The organism is Rhodococcus sp. MS16, assembly GCF_013277795.1.
Taxonomy (GTDB): Bacteria; Actinomycetota; Actinomycetes; order Mycobacteriales; family Mycobacteriaceae; genus Rhodococcus_F; species Rhodococcus_F globerula.
In genome coordinates this window covers 38,912-55,761 of record NZ_VBTM01000018.1, presented here as the reverse complement: position 1 = coordinate 55,761, position 16,850 = coordinate 38,912, and the positions used below count along the sequence as shown (strand labels likewise).

At 63.2% G+C, this 16,850-nt stretch carries 19 protein-coding genes; 16 read left to right on the top strand and 3 right to left on the bottom strand.

What is annotated here, in order from left to right; translation table 11 throughout:
- The first annotated feature begins 9 nt into the window (after positions 1-9).
- The 8 genes from FEZ60_RS28710 to FEZ60_RS28675 all read left to right on the top strand — a co-directional run bounded on the left by FEZ60_RS28710 (position 10) and on the right by FEZ60_RS28675 (position 5,519).
- Positions 10-315 carry a WXG100 family type VII secretion target gene (locus tag FEZ60_RS28710; RefSeq protein WP_033231349.1) on the top strand — a complete coding sequence of 102 codons (306 nt, stop codon included), beginning with the start codon at positions 10-12 and terminating at the stop codon, positions 313-315.
- Positions 316-432: 117 nt separating this feature from the next.
- Positions 433-729 carry a WXG100 family type VII secretion target gene (locus FEZ60_RS28705; RefSeq protein WP_033231348.1) on the top strand — a complete coding sequence of 99 codons (297 nt, stop codon included), beginning with the start codon at positions 433-435 and terminating at the stop codon, positions 727-729.
- A gap of 322 nt (positions 730-1,051) precedes the next feature.
- Positions 1,052-1,495 (top strand): 50S ribosomal protein L13, encoded by a 444-nt coding sequence (gene rplM / locus FEZ60_RS28700; protein ID WP_033231347.1) that lies wholly within the window; start codon positions 1,052-1,054, stop codon positions 1,493-1,495.
- Positions 1,492-2,001 (top strand): 30S ribosomal protein S9, encoded by a 510-nt coding sequence (gene rpsI / locus FEZ60_RS28695; RefSeq protein ID WP_033231346.1) that lies wholly within the window; start codon positions 1,492-1,494, stop codon positions 1,999-2,001. Before rplM ends, rpsI begins: the two co-directional genes overlap by 4 nt.
- 144 nt (positions 2,002-2,145) lie before the next feature.
- Entirely contained in the window at positions 2,146-3,492 is a 1,347-nt protein-coding gene (glmM, locus tag FEZ60_RS28690; protein WP_033231345.1) for a phosphoglucosamine mutase, read from the top strand.
- A 124-nt stretch (positions 3,493-3,616) separates the two neighbouring features.
- Entirely contained in the window at positions 3,617-3,934 is a 318-nt protein-coding gene (locus FEZ60_RS28685) for a hypothetical protein (protein WP_172937673.1), read from the top strand.
- Positions 3,934-5,199: a hypothetical protein gene (locus FEZ60_RS28680; RefSeq protein WP_172937672.1), complete on the top strand. Its 1,266-nt coding sequence runs from the start codon at positions 3,934-3,936 to the stop codon at positions 5,197-5,199. Before FEZ60_RS28685 ends, FEZ60_RS28680 begins: the two co-directional genes overlap by 1 nt.
- Complete coding sequence (locus FEZ60_RS28675; protein WP_172937671.1) at positions 5,196-5,519, top strand: hypothetical protein; 324 nt, start codon at positions 5,196-5,198, stop codon at positions 5,517-5,519. The genes FEZ60_RS28680 and FEZ60_RS28675 overlap by 4 nt, the downstream gene beginning before the upstream one ends.
- On the opposite strand, the gene FEZ60_RS28670 is transcribed toward FEZ60_RS28675, so the two are convergent.
- Complete coding sequence (locus tag FEZ60_RS28670; protein WP_051730217.1) at positions 5,480-6,337, bottom strand: dienelactone hydrolase family protein; 858 nt, start codon at positions 6,335-6,337, stop codon at positions 5,480-5,482. The genes FEZ60_RS28675 and FEZ60_RS28670 overlap by 40 nt on opposite strands.
- Positions 6,338-6,426: 89 nt before the next feature.
- Here FEZ60_RS28670 and glmS point away from each other — a divergent pair, with 89 nt between their 5' ends.
- Positions 6,427-8,289 (top strand): glutamine--fructose-6-phosphate transaminase (isomerizing), encoded by a 1,863-nt coding sequence (gene glmS / locus FEZ60_RS28665; RefSeq protein ID WP_033231343.1) that lies wholly within the window; start codon positions 6,427-6,429, stop codon positions 8,287-8,289.
- A 61-nt stretch (positions 8,290-8,350) separates the two neighbouring features.
- Here glmS and FEZ60_RS28660 read toward each other — a convergent pair whose 3' ends face one another.
- On the bottom strand, positions 8,351-8,716 hold the full coding sequence (locus FEZ60_RS28660) for a plastocyanin/azurin family copper-binding protein (RefSeq protein WP_033231342.1): 366 nt from the start codon (positions 8,714-8,716) through the stop codon (positions 8,351-8,353).
- Positions 8,717-8,755: 39 nt separating this feature from the next.
- On the opposite strand from FEZ60_RS28660, the gene FEZ60_RS28655 reads away from it, so the two are divergent.
- Genes FEZ60_RS28655 through tsaD form a run of 7 tightly spaced genes read left to right on the top strand, consistent with a single transcriptional unit; the run spans position 8,756 to position 15,203 of the window.
- Complete coding sequence (locus FEZ60_RS28655) at positions 8,756-10,195, top strand: NAD(P)H-hydrate dehydratase (protein WP_172937670.1); 1,440 nt, start codon at positions 8,756-8,758, stop codon at positions 10,193-10,195.
- A gap of 55 nt (positions 10,196-10,250) precedes the next feature.
- Positions 10,251-11,456, top strand: a complete 1,206-nt coding sequence (gene alr / locus FEZ60_RS28650; RefSeq protein WP_045070789.1) for an alanine racemase — start codon at positions 10,251-10,253, stop codon at positions 11,454-11,456.
- A complete protein-coding gene (locus FEZ60_RS28645; RefSeq protein ID WP_084703047.1) occupies positions 11,453-12,508 on the top strand; it encodes an alpha/beta hydrolase in 1,056 nt (351 codons plus the stop codon). Before alr ends, FEZ60_RS28645 begins: the two co-directional genes overlap by 4 nt.
- Entirely contained in the window at positions 12,498-12,980 is a 483-nt protein-coding gene (gene tsaE / locus FEZ60_RS28640; protein WP_033231339.1) for a tRNA (adenosine(37)-N6)-threonylcarbamoyltransferase complex ATPase subunit type 1 TsaE, read from the top strand. Before FEZ60_RS28645 ends, tsaE begins: the two co-directional genes overlap by 11 nt.
- A gap of 53 nt (positions 12,981-13,033) precedes the next feature.
- On the top strand, positions 13,034-13,681 hold the full coding sequence (tsaB, locus tag FEZ60_RS28635) for a tRNA (adenosine(37)-N6)-threonylcarbamoyltransferase complex dimerization subunit type 1 TsaB (RefSeq protein WP_033231338.1): 648 nt from the start codon (positions 13,034-13,036) through the stop codon (positions 13,679-13,681).
- Complete coding sequence (gene rimI, locus FEZ60_RS28630; RefSeq protein ID WP_033231337.1) at positions 13,678-14,169, top strand: ribosomal protein S18-alanine N-acetyltransferase; 492 nt, start codon at positions 13,678-13,680, stop codon at positions 14,167-14,169. The genes tsaB and rimI overlap by 4 nt, the downstream gene beginning before the upstream one ends.
- On the top strand, positions 14,166-15,203 hold the full coding sequence (tsaD, locus tag FEZ60_RS28625; protein WP_033231336.1) for a tRNA (adenosine(37)-N6)-threonylcarbamoyltransferase complex transferase subunit TsaD: 1,038 nt from the start codon (positions 14,166-14,168) through the stop codon (positions 15,201-15,203). The genes rimI and tsaD overlap by 4 nt, the downstream gene beginning before the upstream one ends.
- Position 15,204: 1 nt before the next feature.
- Here tsaD and FEZ60_RS28620 read toward each other — a convergent pair whose 3' ends face one another.
- Entirely contained in the window at positions 15,205-16,743 is a 1,539-nt protein-coding gene (locus FEZ60_RS28620; protein ID WP_172937669.1) for an Hsp70 family protein, read from the bottom strand.
- Positions 16,744-16,850: the final 107 nt, after the last annotated feature.

The window sequence follows — 16,850 nt, the reverse complement described above, 5'->3', positions numbered from 1 at the left end:
GGGGGAAACATGGGCTTTACCGCAACTACCGCTGAATTGATCAGTTCGGCGAATGTCATCAACGGTCATTTGGGCGACATCAGAGGTCTGGTGAATGCTGTTCGATCCGAGGCGGAGGCGTCGAGCGGTTCGTGGAAGGGCAGTGCGCACACCGAATACGCAGACATCATGGTGCGCTACAACAACGCTGCCATGAAGCTCGATACGGCGCTGGGCGATATCTGTGAGCAGATCAAGCAGTCGGCCGGAACGTTCGACAGCGCAGAATCCGACAACGTGAGTTCGTTGCGCGGCGCGACCGTCAACATGTCCTGAGTGCTCTGAATCAGGCTCCGCGCAAGAACATTCGGTGAGTCGTCTGAGATCGTCCCGGATGCGACAGACATACAGAGATCAGATTCGATACGGACATAAAGTGGAACGGGAGTGGTTATGAGCGAGAACATGATCAGGTACGACTTCGGCGGACTTGCCATGTTGTCTGACGAAATGAAGCGTCAGGCGCAGGCGATCAACGACAAGCAGGGCGAGATCAAGGTTGTTGTCGACAACCTGCAGGCGGGATGGGAAGGTGCGGGTTCTGAAGCCTGGAACGACGCTCAGCGTCGGTGGGGGCAGGCGTCGGAAGAGCTGAACATCGTGCTGGCTCAGATCGCCAACGCAACCGCGAGTGGTTCCGATTCGATGCGCGACGCCGATCGCGCCGCCGCGAACGGCTTCGGGCGCTGACTTCACGTCGCATGTGGCTTTCCGTTTTCTACCCCGACGAGCATCGGTCGTCGGGGTAGAAAGCTCTTGTATGAATGCTGCCAACGGTAGTCCGGACTCTCTTTGACCGGAGACGGTTGATACCGGTATCGTCTATCGGTGGCGTGCCGTAGGCCTCCGCATGTTGATTTCCGGATGTTTGATCGTGTGTTCGACTGCACGTTCGATTCCCGGAACTCGATGCGCAGGGTCCAGCGGTTCTCGGGTCTCAACTGGCCGCCGAGAATTGTCTATGCGATACGCACATGGTCAGCAGTGGAATGAATTAAGACGAGGAAGTTCTGTGTCTACGTACACCCCGAAGGCCGGAGATGTGACCCACACGTGGCACGTCATCGACGCCACCGACGTGGTGCTGGGCCGTCTTGCCGTTCAGGCAGCGACCCTGCTGCGCGGTAAGCACAAGCCCACCTACGCTCCGCACATCGATGGTGGCGACTTCGTCGTCGTCATCAACGCCGAGAAGGTTGCCATCAGCGGCAACAAGCTCGTTGGCAAGAAGGTCTACCACCACTCCGGATTCCCGGGTGGCCTGAAGTCCCGCACCGTCGGAGAGGTCCTCGACCGGACCCCCGATCGCCTCGTGGAGAAGGCCATCGTCGGCATGCTCCCGAAGACCAAGCTTGGTCGCGCGATGAGCAGCAAGCTCAAGGTCTACGCGGGCCCGAATCACCCCCACACCGCGCAGCAGCCGGTGCCGTTCGAGATCAAGCAGGTCGCACAGTGACATCGCCGGAAGAGCAGAACGTGACCGAAGAAAACATCGAGGCAGTGGAAGAATTCGCCGCCGAAGCAGTCGAGGTCGTCGAAGAGGTTGCAGCGGCTACGCTGGCACCGATCGTCATCGATCGCCCGATCCAGACCGTTGGTCGTCGTAAGGAAGCGGTCGTCCGCGTCCGCATGATCCCCGGCACCGGCCAGTTCAAGCTCAACGGCCGCACCATCGAGGATTACTTCCCGAACAAGGTGCACCAGCAGCTGATCAAGGCTCCGCTGGTTACGGTTGAGCGTCCCGAGTCTTTCGACATCGTTGCACTGCTGCACGGTGGCGGACCGTCCGGTCAGGCAGGCGCGTTGCGTCTGGCTATCGCTCGTGCGCTCATCGAGGTCACCCCCGATGATCGTCCGGCACTCAAGAAGGCCGGCTTCCTGACCCGTGACGCTCGCGCAGTCGAGCGTAAGAAGTACGGACTGAAGAAGGCTCGTAAGGCATCGCAGTACTCGAAGCGTTGATGCTTCGCCGAGGTTGACCGGCTGGTCTGCTTCGGCACCTGTTCGACTCGAGAGCAGGCGTCCATCGTTACCGGACGCCTGCTCTTGTGTTTTTCGGGAAAGATATTTCACAGAACTCGCACAAGATATTCAGGGAGTTGTTCGATGGGGCGGTTGTTCGGAACTGACGGTGTGCGCGGCTTGGCCAATGGTGATCTGACGGCGGATCTTGCGCTGCGATTGTCGATAGCGGCTGCGCATGTTCTGGCAGCTGAATCAACCGGTGGTGGCACCCGCCGCCCGACCGCGGTCGTCGGACGCGATCCTCGTGCGAGCGGTGAAATGCTCCAGGCAGCTGTCACGGCGGGGCTGACTTCGGCCGGCATCGACGTCTTGGATGTCGGCGTTCTGCCGACACCAGCGGTTGCCTATCTGACTGGTTTGTTCGATGCGAGTCTCGGCGTGATGATCTCCGCCTCTCACAATCCGATGCCGGACAACGGCATCAAGATCTTTGCCGCGGGTGGACACAAACTCGACGACGATGTCGAGGCCGCAATCGAGGCCGCCATCGACGGTGGTGTGGCGCCGAAGTTGCCGACCGGCGCGGGTATCGGGCGAGTACGCCCGGTCGGTGATGCCGCTGCGCTCTACTTGCAGCATCTCGGCACCGCTCTGACGCAGCCGCTCGACGGCCTGACCGTTGTTGTGGACTGCGCAAACGGGGCAGCCTCCGAGGTCGGCCCGGCGGCCTATCGGGCTGCGGGTGCGACGGTGATCGCGATCAGCGCCGAACCGGACGGCCTCAACATCAACGACGGTTGTGGATCCACTCACCTGGAGAATCTGCAGAAAGCAGTGGTCGAGCACGGCGCCGATCTTGGTCTTGCCCACGACGGTGACGCCGACCGTTGCCTCGCCGTCGACGAGACCGGGGCAGTGATCGACGGCGACGTGATCATGGCGGTGCTGGCGGTGGCGATGCACGAATCCGGAGAATTGGTCGACAACACACTCGTGGCGACCGTCATGAGCAACCTGGGTTTGCACCTTGCGATGCGGGCAGCGGGTATCGACGTGGTCACAGCGGCGGTCGGTGACCGCTATGTGTTGGAAGAACTTCGTACCGGCGGATACAGCTTGGGCGGCGAACAGTCCGGACACGTGGTGTTCCCCGGATTCGGAACAACCGGAGACGGCGTGCTCACCGGACTTCGATTGCTGGCCAGGATGGCGCAGACGGGTAAGTCGTCCTCGCAGCTCGCCGCAACGATGACGTCGCTTCCGCAGGTCTTGGTGAATGTGAGGGTGGAAGACAAAGCAGCAGTTGCCGCAGCGACCTCGGTAATGGCAGCGGTCGCCGATGCCGAGCGTGTGCTCGGTGACGCCGGCCGTGTTCTGCTTCGACCTTCCGGTACCGAACAATTGGTGCGAGTCATGGTCGAAGCTGCGGATCTTGGTGTGGCACGCAAGCTTGCCGACGAGCTGGCAGAAACCGTCGCAGCGGTGTAACCGCATGTAGCGTGATCGTCCTGTGGGGAACTGAATTCTCGTGGGAACGACCCACGGGGTTCGTGCGTCCAAGTAGTCATGGACCGCCGGATCTTTCGTGCGGCCGGGCGAAACGGAGTTCCGCATGGATATCGACCACACTGCTACCGATGAGCTCGAGCGTCGGACAACGGCGCTTGCGCAACAGATGGGTGTCACTGCACGAACGTTGGAATTTGCCGAGTTCTCGGGCGAGTGTGCAGGCCGGGATTACGTCGAGTGTGGCAACACACTAGCTGCTGCGCTGGGTGGGCTCCGGATACGGATGGTGGAACGTGCCCAGTTCGTCGAGGCTCTCGGCGCGCGTATCGGCAGTTCGACCCGAGCAATTGCGGATGTCGATCTGGGATTGGCAGACCAATTGCGAATGCACAGCCGCGAGTATCCGAAATCAGGTTTCTGATGCCGATTCGCAATGCGGCCACGTCGACAGCTTCGGCAGATGCTGCGGAATCTATTATTGCGCAACGTAATTCGTTGTCGGTTCCGGACGAAATTCTCGACTCCGGTAGCGTCGGATTGGATTTCTTCGAGCGTTTTCACGACGCGGCCACTCGTCTCGGTATCGAAATGCGACCGCTGGGTAGCTACGACGAGATGTATCGTGCCGAATCGGGAATCGATCTGCAGGCTCTGCACGCTGACGTGTCGACGATGTCCCTTGCGGCGGAAGCGTCGTCGCGCGATTCGCAGGACTTCGCGGTCCTGTCCGAGTCGCTCGCGGAGATCTGGAATGTCGAGGCTGTGGACGACGTTGCCGGACGAGCGCGCGACGAGCAGCGAAGAGCGGAAGTCGATGTCGAAGCCATGCCGTTGCTGATTTCCGTCGCCGACGAGCTGGCAGGAATAGTTCGAACTGCCGTGGTGGACAAGGCTTTCAAGGTTGCGTCGCTGAATCGAGAAACGATCGGCGGTATCGATGCGCAGCGCATCGATCAGCTGGTGGACGTGAGCACGCAGCAAGGGGGCGTGGACGCAGTTGCCAAGGCTGCCACGTGGTTTGCGCCGTTGTCGGATGAGCAATTCAGAGCGGTGCGATATGCCGCGCCGGTCGATCAGATCGAAACTTGTAGAGCAGCAGCAGATCTCGTCAGACCTTGGATCGATCAGATCTTCAGGCCTGTGTACGTGGATACCCGCGACGAGTTCGACCGCGCCTGCGAGCAGGCCCGGGTGGCTCTGACCGACGCTTTCGGGGTTGCCGCCGGTATCGTCTCCGAACTGTTTCCGGTCGAGAGTGAATCTACCGAAACGCGGCATTCTTCAGTTCCGGCCGACGCAGCGCAGACATCCGTGCCGCAAGCAGTCGAACCGTCGGGAGCCAGGGTTGCACCTGCACTCGAGTTGGCGGTCGGTGCAAATACCTGGGGGTTCTCGCTCGCGCCGGACGGGCGTGGGGTCAGTCTTGAAGTTCGTGACCTGTCAGGGGAGTCCGTCACTGTCACTGTGGAATTGGACGAGCACGGCTGGCCGAGAATCGCGGTGGAGACGGATGCCGCTCCCGTAATGTCCGAGGCGCCGGAGCCCGCGCCGCAGCCGTACCAACCCCCTAATCCAACTCCAGTAGACACTGCGCCGTCAGAAGACCCTGCACCGCCAGAACACCGTGAGTCGCTGAACGAACCGATTGTGACCGGAGCCGAATTAGCCGGGGCGGGGCCGATATGAGTTTGTCGCAGTTCGACGCCATCAATGCGGCCATGGATTCGCAACTCGCCGAATTTCGCATGCGACGATCTGCTGCCGAACGTGACTACCAACAGCGGTGTGCACAATTCGGCGAATTGTCTACCGGTGTGAAGGAGTTCGGGCGTTTGCCCTTCGAACAGGGCGCGTTTCTGCGATCAGCGTCGGCGTCGATGCCTGGCGATACTGCGATGCCTGGCGACATGGCGATGCCTGGCGACACTGCGAAGTCCGGCCAGCCGGTACGAGATTCGAGTGTTGATTACCGGGAAACTGCCTGGCTCCGGCGAGCGTCGGACTGAGAGTGGGTGTCGGACTGAGTATCCGCGTCGAACATGGGCGAGGTGTGCGGGAATTCGGTGTCCTGATCGGCAAATGCTTCGTAGCGCTTGTCGCCGGTCAGGTGGAATAGAAGGAATCCCGTCAGTAGGCAACGCGTCGTGGCCTGTGTTTTGCGTTCGGAGCCGCCGAGGCCCAATGCTCCCAGAAGGCGACGCCCTTCGATGAGACCAGCATCCTGGGCGTCGTCGACGGTTCGTCCGATTACGGGTCCGCCCCATTCGCGGGTGAGCGGGCGGGCGTTGCTGGTGAGTGAGTCGACGTCGTCCTCGCCGGCGAGGATCAGCCCGGGGGCTGTGATCTTGGACGCGTAGTTCTCGGCTTTGGGGGCGGTGGGTGCGGGGAAGAGCGCGGCGACGGCGGCGACGTTTCCACGTTGTGCGGCTGCGAGGACCGCGGCACCGGCACCCATCCCGTGTCCGGCAAATGCGACGTGGTCAGGATGAACGCTGATCTGCCCGGGACCGAGTCGGACGCCGACGCAGATGTCGAGGGTCGAGCGCAGGTCTGCGGCCAATCCGAGGTGCGAGGGGACGGGGCCACGCTCACTTTCGGGTGCTGCGGCGACAATTCCCCAGGAAGCGAGATGCTGAAGTGTTTGTTCGTATTTGTGCGCACCGACCATCCAGCCGTGCCCGAAGGCGACGGCGGGGAGATTGAAGCCCGTTTCCGGGGTGTAGACGACTCCTGGTTGACCGGCCAGAGCGAGGTTGCCGCGCAGAACGCGGTGCGGTCCGCGCTTGGACAGCTCACGGGTCAGTGCCTTCAGTTTCGGTGCCACGGATCAAGACGTTATCCGATGTGGCCGTCGGCGTGCCCTGGCAACCGCAGAATGCGCGTGCCACGGGTGTCCAAGTACCCTGATTCACCATGTGCGGAATCGTGGGATACGTCGGCCACCGCCCAGCTCTGGGTGTCGTGGTGGAGGCTTTGCGGCGAATGGAGTATCGCGGCTACGACTCCTCGGGAATCGCGATTCTCGACGGAGTGGGTGGCGTTGAGATCGAGCGTAAGGCAGGGAAGCTGGCCAACCTCGAAGCTGAGTTGGAAGAGATCGGTGCGGACAGCTTTGTCGGCTCAACGGGCATGGGTCATACCCGGTGGGCTACACATGGTCGACCGACCGATCGGAATGCCCACCCGCATCGCGACGCGAGTGGGAAGCTTGCGGTGGTCCACAACGGCATCATCGAGAACTTCGCTCCGCTGCGTGCTGAGCTCGAGGCTGCCGGCATCGAACTGCTCAGTGACACCGATACCGAGGTAACGGTCCATCTGGTGGCGCGTGCGTACGCGGAGGGCCCGACTGCGGGTGATTTCGTCGAGAGCGCGTTGTCGGTTGTCCGTCGTCTCGAAGGCGCGTTCACGTTGCTGTTCACGCACGCCGATCATGCGGACACGATTGTCGCTGCGCGTCGTTCGACGCCGTTGGTGGTGGGTGTCGGTGAGGGCGAGATGTTCCTCGGTTCCGATGTGGCGGCGTTCATCGAGCACACACGCGACGCGGTGGAACTCGGTCAGGATCAGGCGGTGGTGATCACCGCGAACAGCTACCGGATCTCCGATTTCTCCGGCAACGAAGCGCAGGGGCGCCCGTTCCAAATCGACTGGGATCTTGCGGCTGCCGAAAAGGGCGGTCACGACTACTTCATGCTCAAGGAGATCGAGGAGCAGCCGACCGCAGTTGCGGATACGCTTCTCGGGCACTTCGAGAACGGCAAGATCGTTCTCGACGAGCAGCGGTTGTCCGACCAGGAACTGCGCGACGTCGACAAGGTTTTTGTCGTGGCCTGTGGCAGCGCGTATCACTCCGGTTTGTTGGCGAAGTATGCGATCGAACATTGGACTCGGCTTCCGGTCGAGGTGGAGCTGGCGAGCGAATTCCGTTACCGGGACCCGGTTCTGGACCGTTCGACGCTGGTTGTTGCCATCTCGCAGTCCGGCGAGACCGCCGATACGCTCGAAGCCGTCAAGCATGCCAAGGATCAGAAGGCTCGGGTTCTCGCGATCTGCAACACCAACGGCGCGCAGATCCCCCGTGAGGCGGACGCTGTTCTCTACACGCGGGCGGGACCGGAAATCGCCGTCGCGTCCACCAAGGCATTCCTGGCGCAGGTGACGGCAAATTACCTTGTCGGGTTGGCCTTGGCGCAGGCGCGCGGCACCAAGTACCCGGACGAAGTTGCCCGTGAGTACGCGGACCTCGAGGCGATGCCGGCTCTGGTGAGCAAGGTCATCGAGAACGCGGAACCGATCCGTGAGCTGGCTCGCACGTTTGCGCATGCGTCGACGGTTCTGTTCCTGGGGCGTCACGTTGGGTACCCGGTTGCGCTCGAGGGTGCGCTCAAGCTCAAGGAGCTTGCGTACATGCATGCAGAGGGCTTTGCGGCGGGCGAGCTCAAGCACGGGCCGATCGCGTTGATCGAGGAGGGCCTGCCGGTCATCATCGTCATGCCGTCGCCGAAGGGCCGTGCGGTGTTGCACTCGAAGTTGGTGTCCAACATTCAGGAGATCAAGGCGCGTGGTGCAACGACGATCGTGATCGCCGAGGAAGGTGACGACGCAGTACGTGCGCACGCGGATCACCTGATCGAGATCCCGGCGTCGCCGACCCTCTTGCAGCCGTTGCTGTCCACGGTACCGCTGCAGATCTTTGCCGCGGAGGTCGCCGCGGCACGTGGCTACGACGTCGACAAGCCGCGTAACCTGGCGAAATCGGTTACCGTCGAATAGTTTTCGGTGAAATCAGTGAGGCCCGCAACCTTCCGGTTGCGGGCCTCATTGCTGCCGACAGCTATTGAACGATCACAGTGCCTCGCATGTCGGGGTGCGGTGTGCAGGTGTAGTCGTAGGTTCCGGGTTCGTCGAAGGTGGCCGTGTAGGTGCCCGACTTCTTGAGCGGGCTTCGGAGCAGGCTTCGGGCACTGCCGATGCCTTTGACGTCGTGGGCCATGCCTCCGTCGTCGAACACCCAGGTGACCGTGTCACCCACGTTCACGGTGATGGATGCGGGGGAGTAGGCCATCCCGGTGACGGTGACGACGGGGCCACTCAGCGTGGTTTCGGGCGCACTAGGGGTGGAATCCGTGCTGGAACTGCACCCGACGAGGCCGGCGGTGAGCACGAGGCCCGCGAACATCGGGACGAGACGTGATTTCATGGTTCCGAGGGTAGCGACTGGCAAACGAAGGGTTCCGGCATGCGCGGGTACTACACGGCAGATCAGGTTCGCGAAGCGGAGGCGCCGTTGCTGGCGTCGTTGCCCGACGGAGTGTTGATGCGCCGGGCCGCGTACGGACTCGCTCGGATTGTTGCCGACGAATTGCGTTTGTACACAGGATTACTCGCTTCGAAGTCGGTGACTCTGCTGGTCGGCAGTGGCGACAACGGCGGTGACGCGCTCTGGGCCGGAGCGTTCTTACGTAAGCGCGGAGTTGCTGTGCGTGCGGTCCTGCTCGACCCGGAGCGCGCGCACCGGCGGGGCCTCGAGGCCTTCCGCCGAGCGGGTGGGCGTATCGAGTCCGACCTCGGTACACCGGATCTGGTGGTCGACGGGATTGTCGGGATTTCGGGTCGTGGTTCGTTACGCCCTGCGGCGGCCGCGCTGGTGGAGCAAGTCCGCTGCCCGATCGTGGCGGTGGATCTTCCCAGTGGTGTGGACCCGAACACCGGGGGCGTCGACGGGCCTGCGGTGACAGCCGCAGTGACGGTGACGTTCGGCGCGCTCAAACCCGTGCATGTCCTGGCGCCGCAGCGGTGCGGTCGGGTGGAGCTGATCGACATCGGTCTGGATCTCGGGGAGCCGGATTTCCGCGCCCTCGATCCGGCGGAAGTGGGGGCGCGCTGGCCGGTTCCGGGCCCGAGTGACGACAAGTATTCGCAGGGCGTTGTTGGGGTGATTGCGGGGAGTGCGCAGTATCCGGGGGCTGGTGTGTTGTGCACGGGGGCAGCGGTCACGGCGACGTCGGGTCTGGTGCGTTACGCGGGTCACGGCGCGGCCGAGGTGCTCTCACGTTTCCCCGAGGTGATCGCAAGCGCGGCCTTCGAAGACGCGGGGCGCGTGCAGGCATGGGTGGTCGGTCCGGGTATGGGAACCGATGCCGACGCGGCGGCGCTGCTTGCATCTGTTCTTGCGACGGATGTCCCGGTCCTGGTCGATGCGGACGGGTTGAGCTTGCTGGCCGAGAATCTTGATCTGGCACGTCGGCGCACCGCACCGACGCTTCTGACTCCACACGCGGGTGAGTTCGCACGATTGGCGGGCACCGAGGTGGGGCTTGATCGGGTCGGTGCCGCGCGCGCTTTGGCATCGGATCTCGGTGCGACGGTGCTCCTCAAGGGTCATACGACAGTGATCGCTGATGGAGGCGGACAGGTGTTGGTCAATGATGCGGGTGGCTCGTGGGCGTCGACGGCCGGATCGGGTGACGTTTTGTCCGGTGTGATGGGGGCGCTGCTCGCTGCCGGGCTTGCACCGCTCGACGCTGCGGCCGTGGGAGCCAGAACACACTCTCTTGCCGCGAACTTGGCGGCCGCAGGCGGCCACGCCGACGTTGCCGGTGCACCGATCTCGGCATCGCCGCTGCTCGGGAGTGTGCGTGACGCAGTAAGAGTGTTGCGCAGCGTCGCGCGGAATTGAGTGATGTCAAACCCGAATTGATGTCGGAACTCGCGAGAGTGGCAGGATTGACGCCATGAAGCTTGCCGAAGGAAGAGCCCCGAAAGACCCAGAAGAAGGGGAGTCGGCAAGCGTCGCGGCAACAGGAGGTCCGCAGACCGAGGCGGTCGTGGACCTCGATGCCATCGCCCACAACGTACGGGTTCTTCGTGAGTTCGCCGGTGACGCGGCACTGATGGCAGTCATCAAAGCTGACGGGTACAACCACGGTGCCGTTGCTGTTGCGCGCACTGCACTCTCCGCCGGTGCCCGCGAACTCGGTGTCACCACGATCGGCGAGGCCTTGGTCCTGCGGGCAGCGGGGATCACCGCTCCGGTACTGGCGTGGCTGCATGGCGTCGACGCCGATTTTGCCGCCGCCATTTCCGCCGACGTGGAAATCGGGGTTTCGTCTCCGCGGCACCTGGCCGCGGTGGTGACCGCCGCGCGGGATCTCGGACGAACTGCCACGGTGACGCTGAAGGTCGACACCGGACTCAATCGCAACGGCGTCTCGCAGACCGACTGGCCGCAGATGCTGGCAGACCTCGTCGCGGCGCGAAACGAGGGCACGATCCGGTTGCGCGGAGTGTTTTCGCACCTGGCGCATTCGGACGAACCGCACCACGACGTCATCGACCACCAGAAGCAACGTCTGATCGATGCAGTTGCCGACGTCCGGGCTCACGGATTCGAACCCGAGGTTGTGCACCTTTCCAACTCGGCGGCGACGGTAACCCGTCCTGACCTGCGATTTGACATGGTTCGGCCGGGAATTGCGATATACGGGTTGTCGCCCGTACCAGAGATGGGCGATTTCGGTCTCCGACCGGCAATGACGTTGCGAGCGAAGGTGATTCTGGTGAAGAAGGTGGCCGCCGGTGAGGGGGTTTCCTACGGACACCTCTGGACCGCGCCGCGCGACACCACCCTGGCACTGCTCCCCGTCGGCTATGCCGACGGGCTTCCGCGCTCGTTGAGCGGGCGTTTCGAGGTCCAACTCGGCGGTAAGCGTCGTCAAGCCGTCGGACGGATCTGCATGGACCAGGTGATGGTCGATCTCGGACCAGATGGTGACGGTGTGCGCGAGGGCGACACCGCCATCTTCTTCGGCAACGGCGATCAGGGCGAACCCAACGCGCAAGCCTGGGCGGAAGTGCTGGACACCATTCACTACGAGATCGTGACCGGCCTGCGCGGGCGAACCGAACGTACGTACATCGGCGGGGAGGGTATCTCGTGAAGACTGCAGGACGAATGAGCATCCTCGGTGGGCTCCTCAGTGCGATTGCACTCGGTTCCATGGCCGGCGTCAACGCGTTGAAGACGGCCACTCGGCCAGGTCGAGAGATCTACGCAGACGAAGACTTCGACCTGATGACGCGGGACCGCGCGAGCGTTGTACGCACCGACGACGGGGTTGATCTGGCAGTCCGCGAAGTCGGGCCGGACGACGCTCCACTGACGGTTGTCTTTGTGCACGGATATTGTCTGAGCGCGTTTTCCTGGCATTTTCAGCGTCGTCAGCTTGCCGAGCGGTGGGGTGACGACGTTCGGATGGTGTTCTACGACCAGCGCGGGCACGGTGATTCGGGCATGCCTCGCGCAAAGAGTTGTACGGTCTCGCAACTCGGCCGTGACCTGGCGTCGGTCATCGAAGCCAAGGTGCCGATCGGTCCGGTTGTGCTTGTCGGTCATTCGATGGGCGGCATGACAGTGCTCGCGCTTGCCGGTCAGCGACCGGAATGGTTCGCCGGTGGCCGAGTTGTCGGTGTCGGGTTGGTATCGACCACCGCAGCGGGTCTCGCCGAAACCGGACTCACTCGCAATCTGCAGAATCCGATCATCGACGGTTTCCGTCTGGCTGTGCGGACGTCCCCGGGCGTCGTACAGCATGCCCGTGGCGCTGCGCGCGTGCTCATCACACCGATCCTGCGGGCCGCGTCGTACGGCACGGACGTGAGCCCTCGACTGCACGAGCTGTCGGACGGGATGCTCGATCGCACGTCGGTTGTCACCATCGTCAATTTTCTGCGGACCCTCGAATTGCATGACGAGAGTGGGTCTCTGCCTGTCCTCGCGCACACTCCGGCTGTCGTGATCTGCGGCGATCAGGACATGATGATTCCGTTTGCCAGCTCGCAACTGTTGGCGGATGCGTTGCCGGAGTCCGAATTGGTGCGAATTCGCGGCGGCGGTCACCTGATCCAGCTGGAGTTCCCGGCTATCGTCACGGATGCGATCGAGAGTCTTGTCTCACGTACACATAGTCAAGTGAGGTCCGATGTCGGCTGAAACCCTCCCTGAATCAGGAACCGTCACTCTGGAGACGACGGAAGACACGGAGGCATTCGGTCGCAGGCTGGCGGCCGGACTTGTCGCCGGTGACCTCGTGGTTCTCGACGGTCCCCTCGGCGCCGGAAAAACGGCACTGACCCGCGGTATCGGTGCGGGCCTCGGCGTGCAGGGACGCGTGACGTCACCGACATTTGTCATCGCGCGCGAGCATCGCCCCGGCATTCGCGCCGACGGCGGAACACCCGTCGGGATGATTCACGTCGACGCGTATCGCCTCGGCGACAGCGGGCCGCACGCTCTTGACGAGCTCGACGCCCTGGACCTCGATACCGACCTCACCGATGCGGTGGTCGTGGTGGAGTGGGGCGGCGACGTCGTGGAACGCCTTGTCGAGCGTCACTTGCGGGTGCAGCTTCACCGTGAACCCGAGTCGGATGTCCGGACAGCCAGTTGGGCATGGACGTCGTGACACTGCTCCCACCGTTGAAAGTAGTTCTTCACGTGCGAGTACCCTGAGTTATCGTGCTTGTTCTCGCGATTGATACCTCCACGCCGGCCGTCACCGCCGGAGTTGTCTCACTCTCGCCTCTCGGTGAGGTTTCGACGCTCGCCGTTCGGGTGACAGTGAACCCCCGCGCACACGCCGAGGTGCTTACCCCGCATGTTCTCGAATGCCTCGCCGAGGCGTCGATCACGCCGGCAGACCTGGGCGCCGTGGTGGTGGGCGTGGGACCTGGTCCGTACACCGGCCTGCGGGTGGGGATGGCGACCGGCGCCGCGTTCGGTGACGCGCTCAGTGTCCCGGTCTACGGTGTGTGCAGCCTCGACGCCATTGCCGCGGCAGTGCAGACGCCAGGCAACCTGCTTGTCGTGACCGATGCACGTCGACGTGAAATCTATTGGGCTCGTTACGATGAGGGCGTTCGAGTGGAAGGCCCCGCAGTGAATTCGCCGGGCGACGTCGACGCGTCGCCGTCGACGATTGTTGCCGGATCTGCTTCGCACGTAGACCTTTTCGATCTCCGGGTCGAGCCTGCGGAGACGCCGTCTCCGGCCGGTTTGGTCACTGTTGCAGCGCAAGACATTCTGGCCGGTTCGATTCCGGAACCGCTCGAGCCGCTGTATCTACGCCGCCCGGACGCCAAGACTCTGGCGGAACGCGGCAAATGAGTTACACCATCACGTCGATGACGGTCGACGACGCCGAGCGGTGTGCCGAGTTGGAACGTGCCCTCTTTGCGGGGGACGGGCCGTGGACCGCTCAGGCTTTTGTCTCCGAGTTGGCCGGCTCGCACAATCACTACTTCGTGGCTCGTGAGCCCGACGGTCGTGTTCTGGGGTACGCCGGAGTTGCATTGTTGGGCGCGCCGCCCAACATCGAAGCCGAAGTGCACACCATCGGAACGGATCCGGGTGCGCAGCGCCGCGGTATCGGCGGGGCTTTGCTCGATGCGCTCTTGGCTCTCGCGGACGACCGGGGAGCAGACGTGTTCCTGGAAGTGCGCACCGACAACGAACCGGCAATCGCTCTGTATCGGCGTGAGGGATTCGAGATCGTCGGAACCCGAAAGAAGTACTACCAGCCCAGCGGGGCAGATGCGTTCACGATGCGGCGGCCCGCCGTAGGTGTTCGCAAGAATGAGGAGCAGCAAGCATGATCGTCATGGGTGTCGAAAGCTCGTGCGACGAAACAGGAGTCGGCATCGTTCGTTGGAACGGTGACGGAACCTGCGATTTGTTGGCGGACGAAGTGGCGTCGAGTGTGGATCAGCACGCCCGGTACGGCGGAGTGGTGCCTGAGGTTGCATCGCGCGCTCATCTCGAGGCAATCGTCCCGACCATGCGGCGTGCTCTCGCGGCGGCCGGTATCGAGAAGCCCGACGCTCTGGCCGTGACGATCGGACCCGGCCTGGCGGGCGCCCTGTTGGTGGGTGTGGCGGCAGCCAAAGCCTATGCGGCAGCGTGGAACATCCCGTTCTATGCGGTCAATCACCTCGGTGGCCACGTATCGGTCGACACCCTCGAGCACGGACCGTTGCCGTCGTGCGTGGCCCTTCTGGTCTCCGGTGGGCACACGCATTTGCTGCACGTCGAGGATCTCGGAAAGCCGATCGTCGAACTCGGAACAACCGTCGACGACGCTGCCGGTGAGGCCTTCGACAAGGTTGCGCGACTTCTCGGTCTCGGGTTCCCCGGTGGACCGGCCTTGGATGCGGCTGCGCAGGAAGGTGATCCGAACGCGATCCCGTTCCCGCGTGGCATGACGGGCCCGCGCGACTCGCGTCACGACTTCTCCTTCTCCGGGCTCAAGACGTCCGTTGCTCGCTATGTGGAGTCGAAACAGCGTGCGGAAGAAGCTTTTTCGATTCCGGATATCGCAGCGTCGTTCCAAGAGGCGGTGGCCGACGTCCTGACGATGAAGGCGGTTCGTGCCGCCAAGGATGTCGGCGTCGACACCGTGGTGCTCGGCGGAGGAGCAACCGCGAACTCTCGCATTCGTAGCCTCGCCGAGCAGCGGTGCGCCGAATCCGGTCTCACGCTGCGTATCCCGAAGCCGAGGTTGTGTACCGACAACGGAGTGATGATCGCTTCGCTGGCCGCACACCTGATCGGTGCCGGAGCCGGGCCGTCGGAATTGAGTGTTGCAACCGATCCGGGATTGTCCGTCTCGATCAGCCAAGTTCTGCGCTAGGTCAGCCGACCGGTACAGGCAGGTGAGCGGTGGGGGTCGGCGCCGCATTCTCCGTCGTCGGCTCGGGTGATGCGGACTCTGTGGGAGTCTCGGCGGTGGTTTCGGTGGAACCGGAACCACCGTTTCCGCCTTCGCCCGGAGCCAGTTCCGAAGGCCCACTCGGAATCTGTGGCAGGTTCTCCGGCCACCACGACGGTGTATCCGGCAGCGTGATGCCGGGAAGTGTCGGCCGGGCCGGGATGGTGGTCGTGGTTGTCGGCGGAAGAGTTGTCGGCGGAACGGTTGTCGTCGGTGTGGCCGACGGCGGCGCGGGCGACAACGTGAACTGATGTGTCTCGTACGGCTGTGTTCCGTACGGCTGCGTTCCGTACGGCTGCGTTCCGTACGGCTGTGCCCGGTACGGGACTGTTGTGTGGACAACCGTGGGCACCGGGTCATGTGACGGGATGACTGTGGAACCGGTGCTCGGAACGACGTCGGTTGTGGTGTGCGTTGTGGTCGATCCGGTGCCGGCCGGCGAAATCGGCGTGTTGTCGGTCGGGACGACTTCCTTGGCGGCATAACCCAATACGAGTCCACCGACGACTAGCGCGCCGATCAGCGCGCCCGACGCTTTGGCGGCCGGACGGATGCGCTCGGAAGTTTCCGAGCCTGCCAACGGGTAACGCAACGACGTCGCGGAATCTGCAAGTAGTGCAGCACCTTTGGCTGCGGCTGCTTCGGGCTCGTCGAATTCGACCGTCGGGACTCGTGCGGCGTCTGCGATTGCCGTACGCACAGTGGGGATATGCGCGCCGCCGCCGATGAGGACAATGGCCTCGACGGTGTGTGGTGCCGCGCTCAGGACGCTGCGGATCAGCGTGAGCGCGCGCTCGACATCCGCGGCGATAATGTCCTCGAACTCGACCCGGGTGATCGTGATGGGCCCACGTGGCAGGTCGATCGTGACGCTGCGAGTGGTGGAGAGTTGTTCCTTCGCGACGTGGCAGCGCGACATCAGTAGTTCGGTGTCGGTGTGTCGACCGAGTGGATGAGGGTACTTGTCGGTGACAAACGCGACGAGGGCTGCGTCGATGCCGGCGCCGGCAAGAGCGTCGGTGCGTTCGGAGATGAGGATCTCGCCGCTGTGATCGACCACGGACACGCTCAGGCCGCTGTCGCCGAGGTCTATCTGCGCGGTGGCGCCGTAGCGTGCAGTCTTGCCTGTTTCTGCGAGATAGGCGTGCACTGCGGCCGGTTCGGGAATGAGCCGAACGCGGTTCGGCGACTTCGCGAGCGAGGATCGGATGCTCGCGAGCTGTTGGTCGGTCGAGTATGTGACCCCGATGGACCGAGGGGCAGCGGCGCGATCGGACACCTGCGTGGTCATCAGCTTGATCGACGCGCGCACCAAGTCTCCGACGTTGGTGTTTACCTGATCGGCGGAGACGAATCGTGTTTCGGCAGGCAAACTACCGGGTGTGGCTTCTGCGGAATCGGTATCGACGAGCGCGGAGTAGACGCCCGACGAACCCGTCGACATTCCCAGTGATGAACCCATCTTGCACCCCCTCGCAGGTGTTTCTGTGACCGCATATCGATCGCCGTTACATGAACGTTACAGAACGATCGGCACGATTGCTCGGCAGTTTTCTGTGAGGAGGAGAA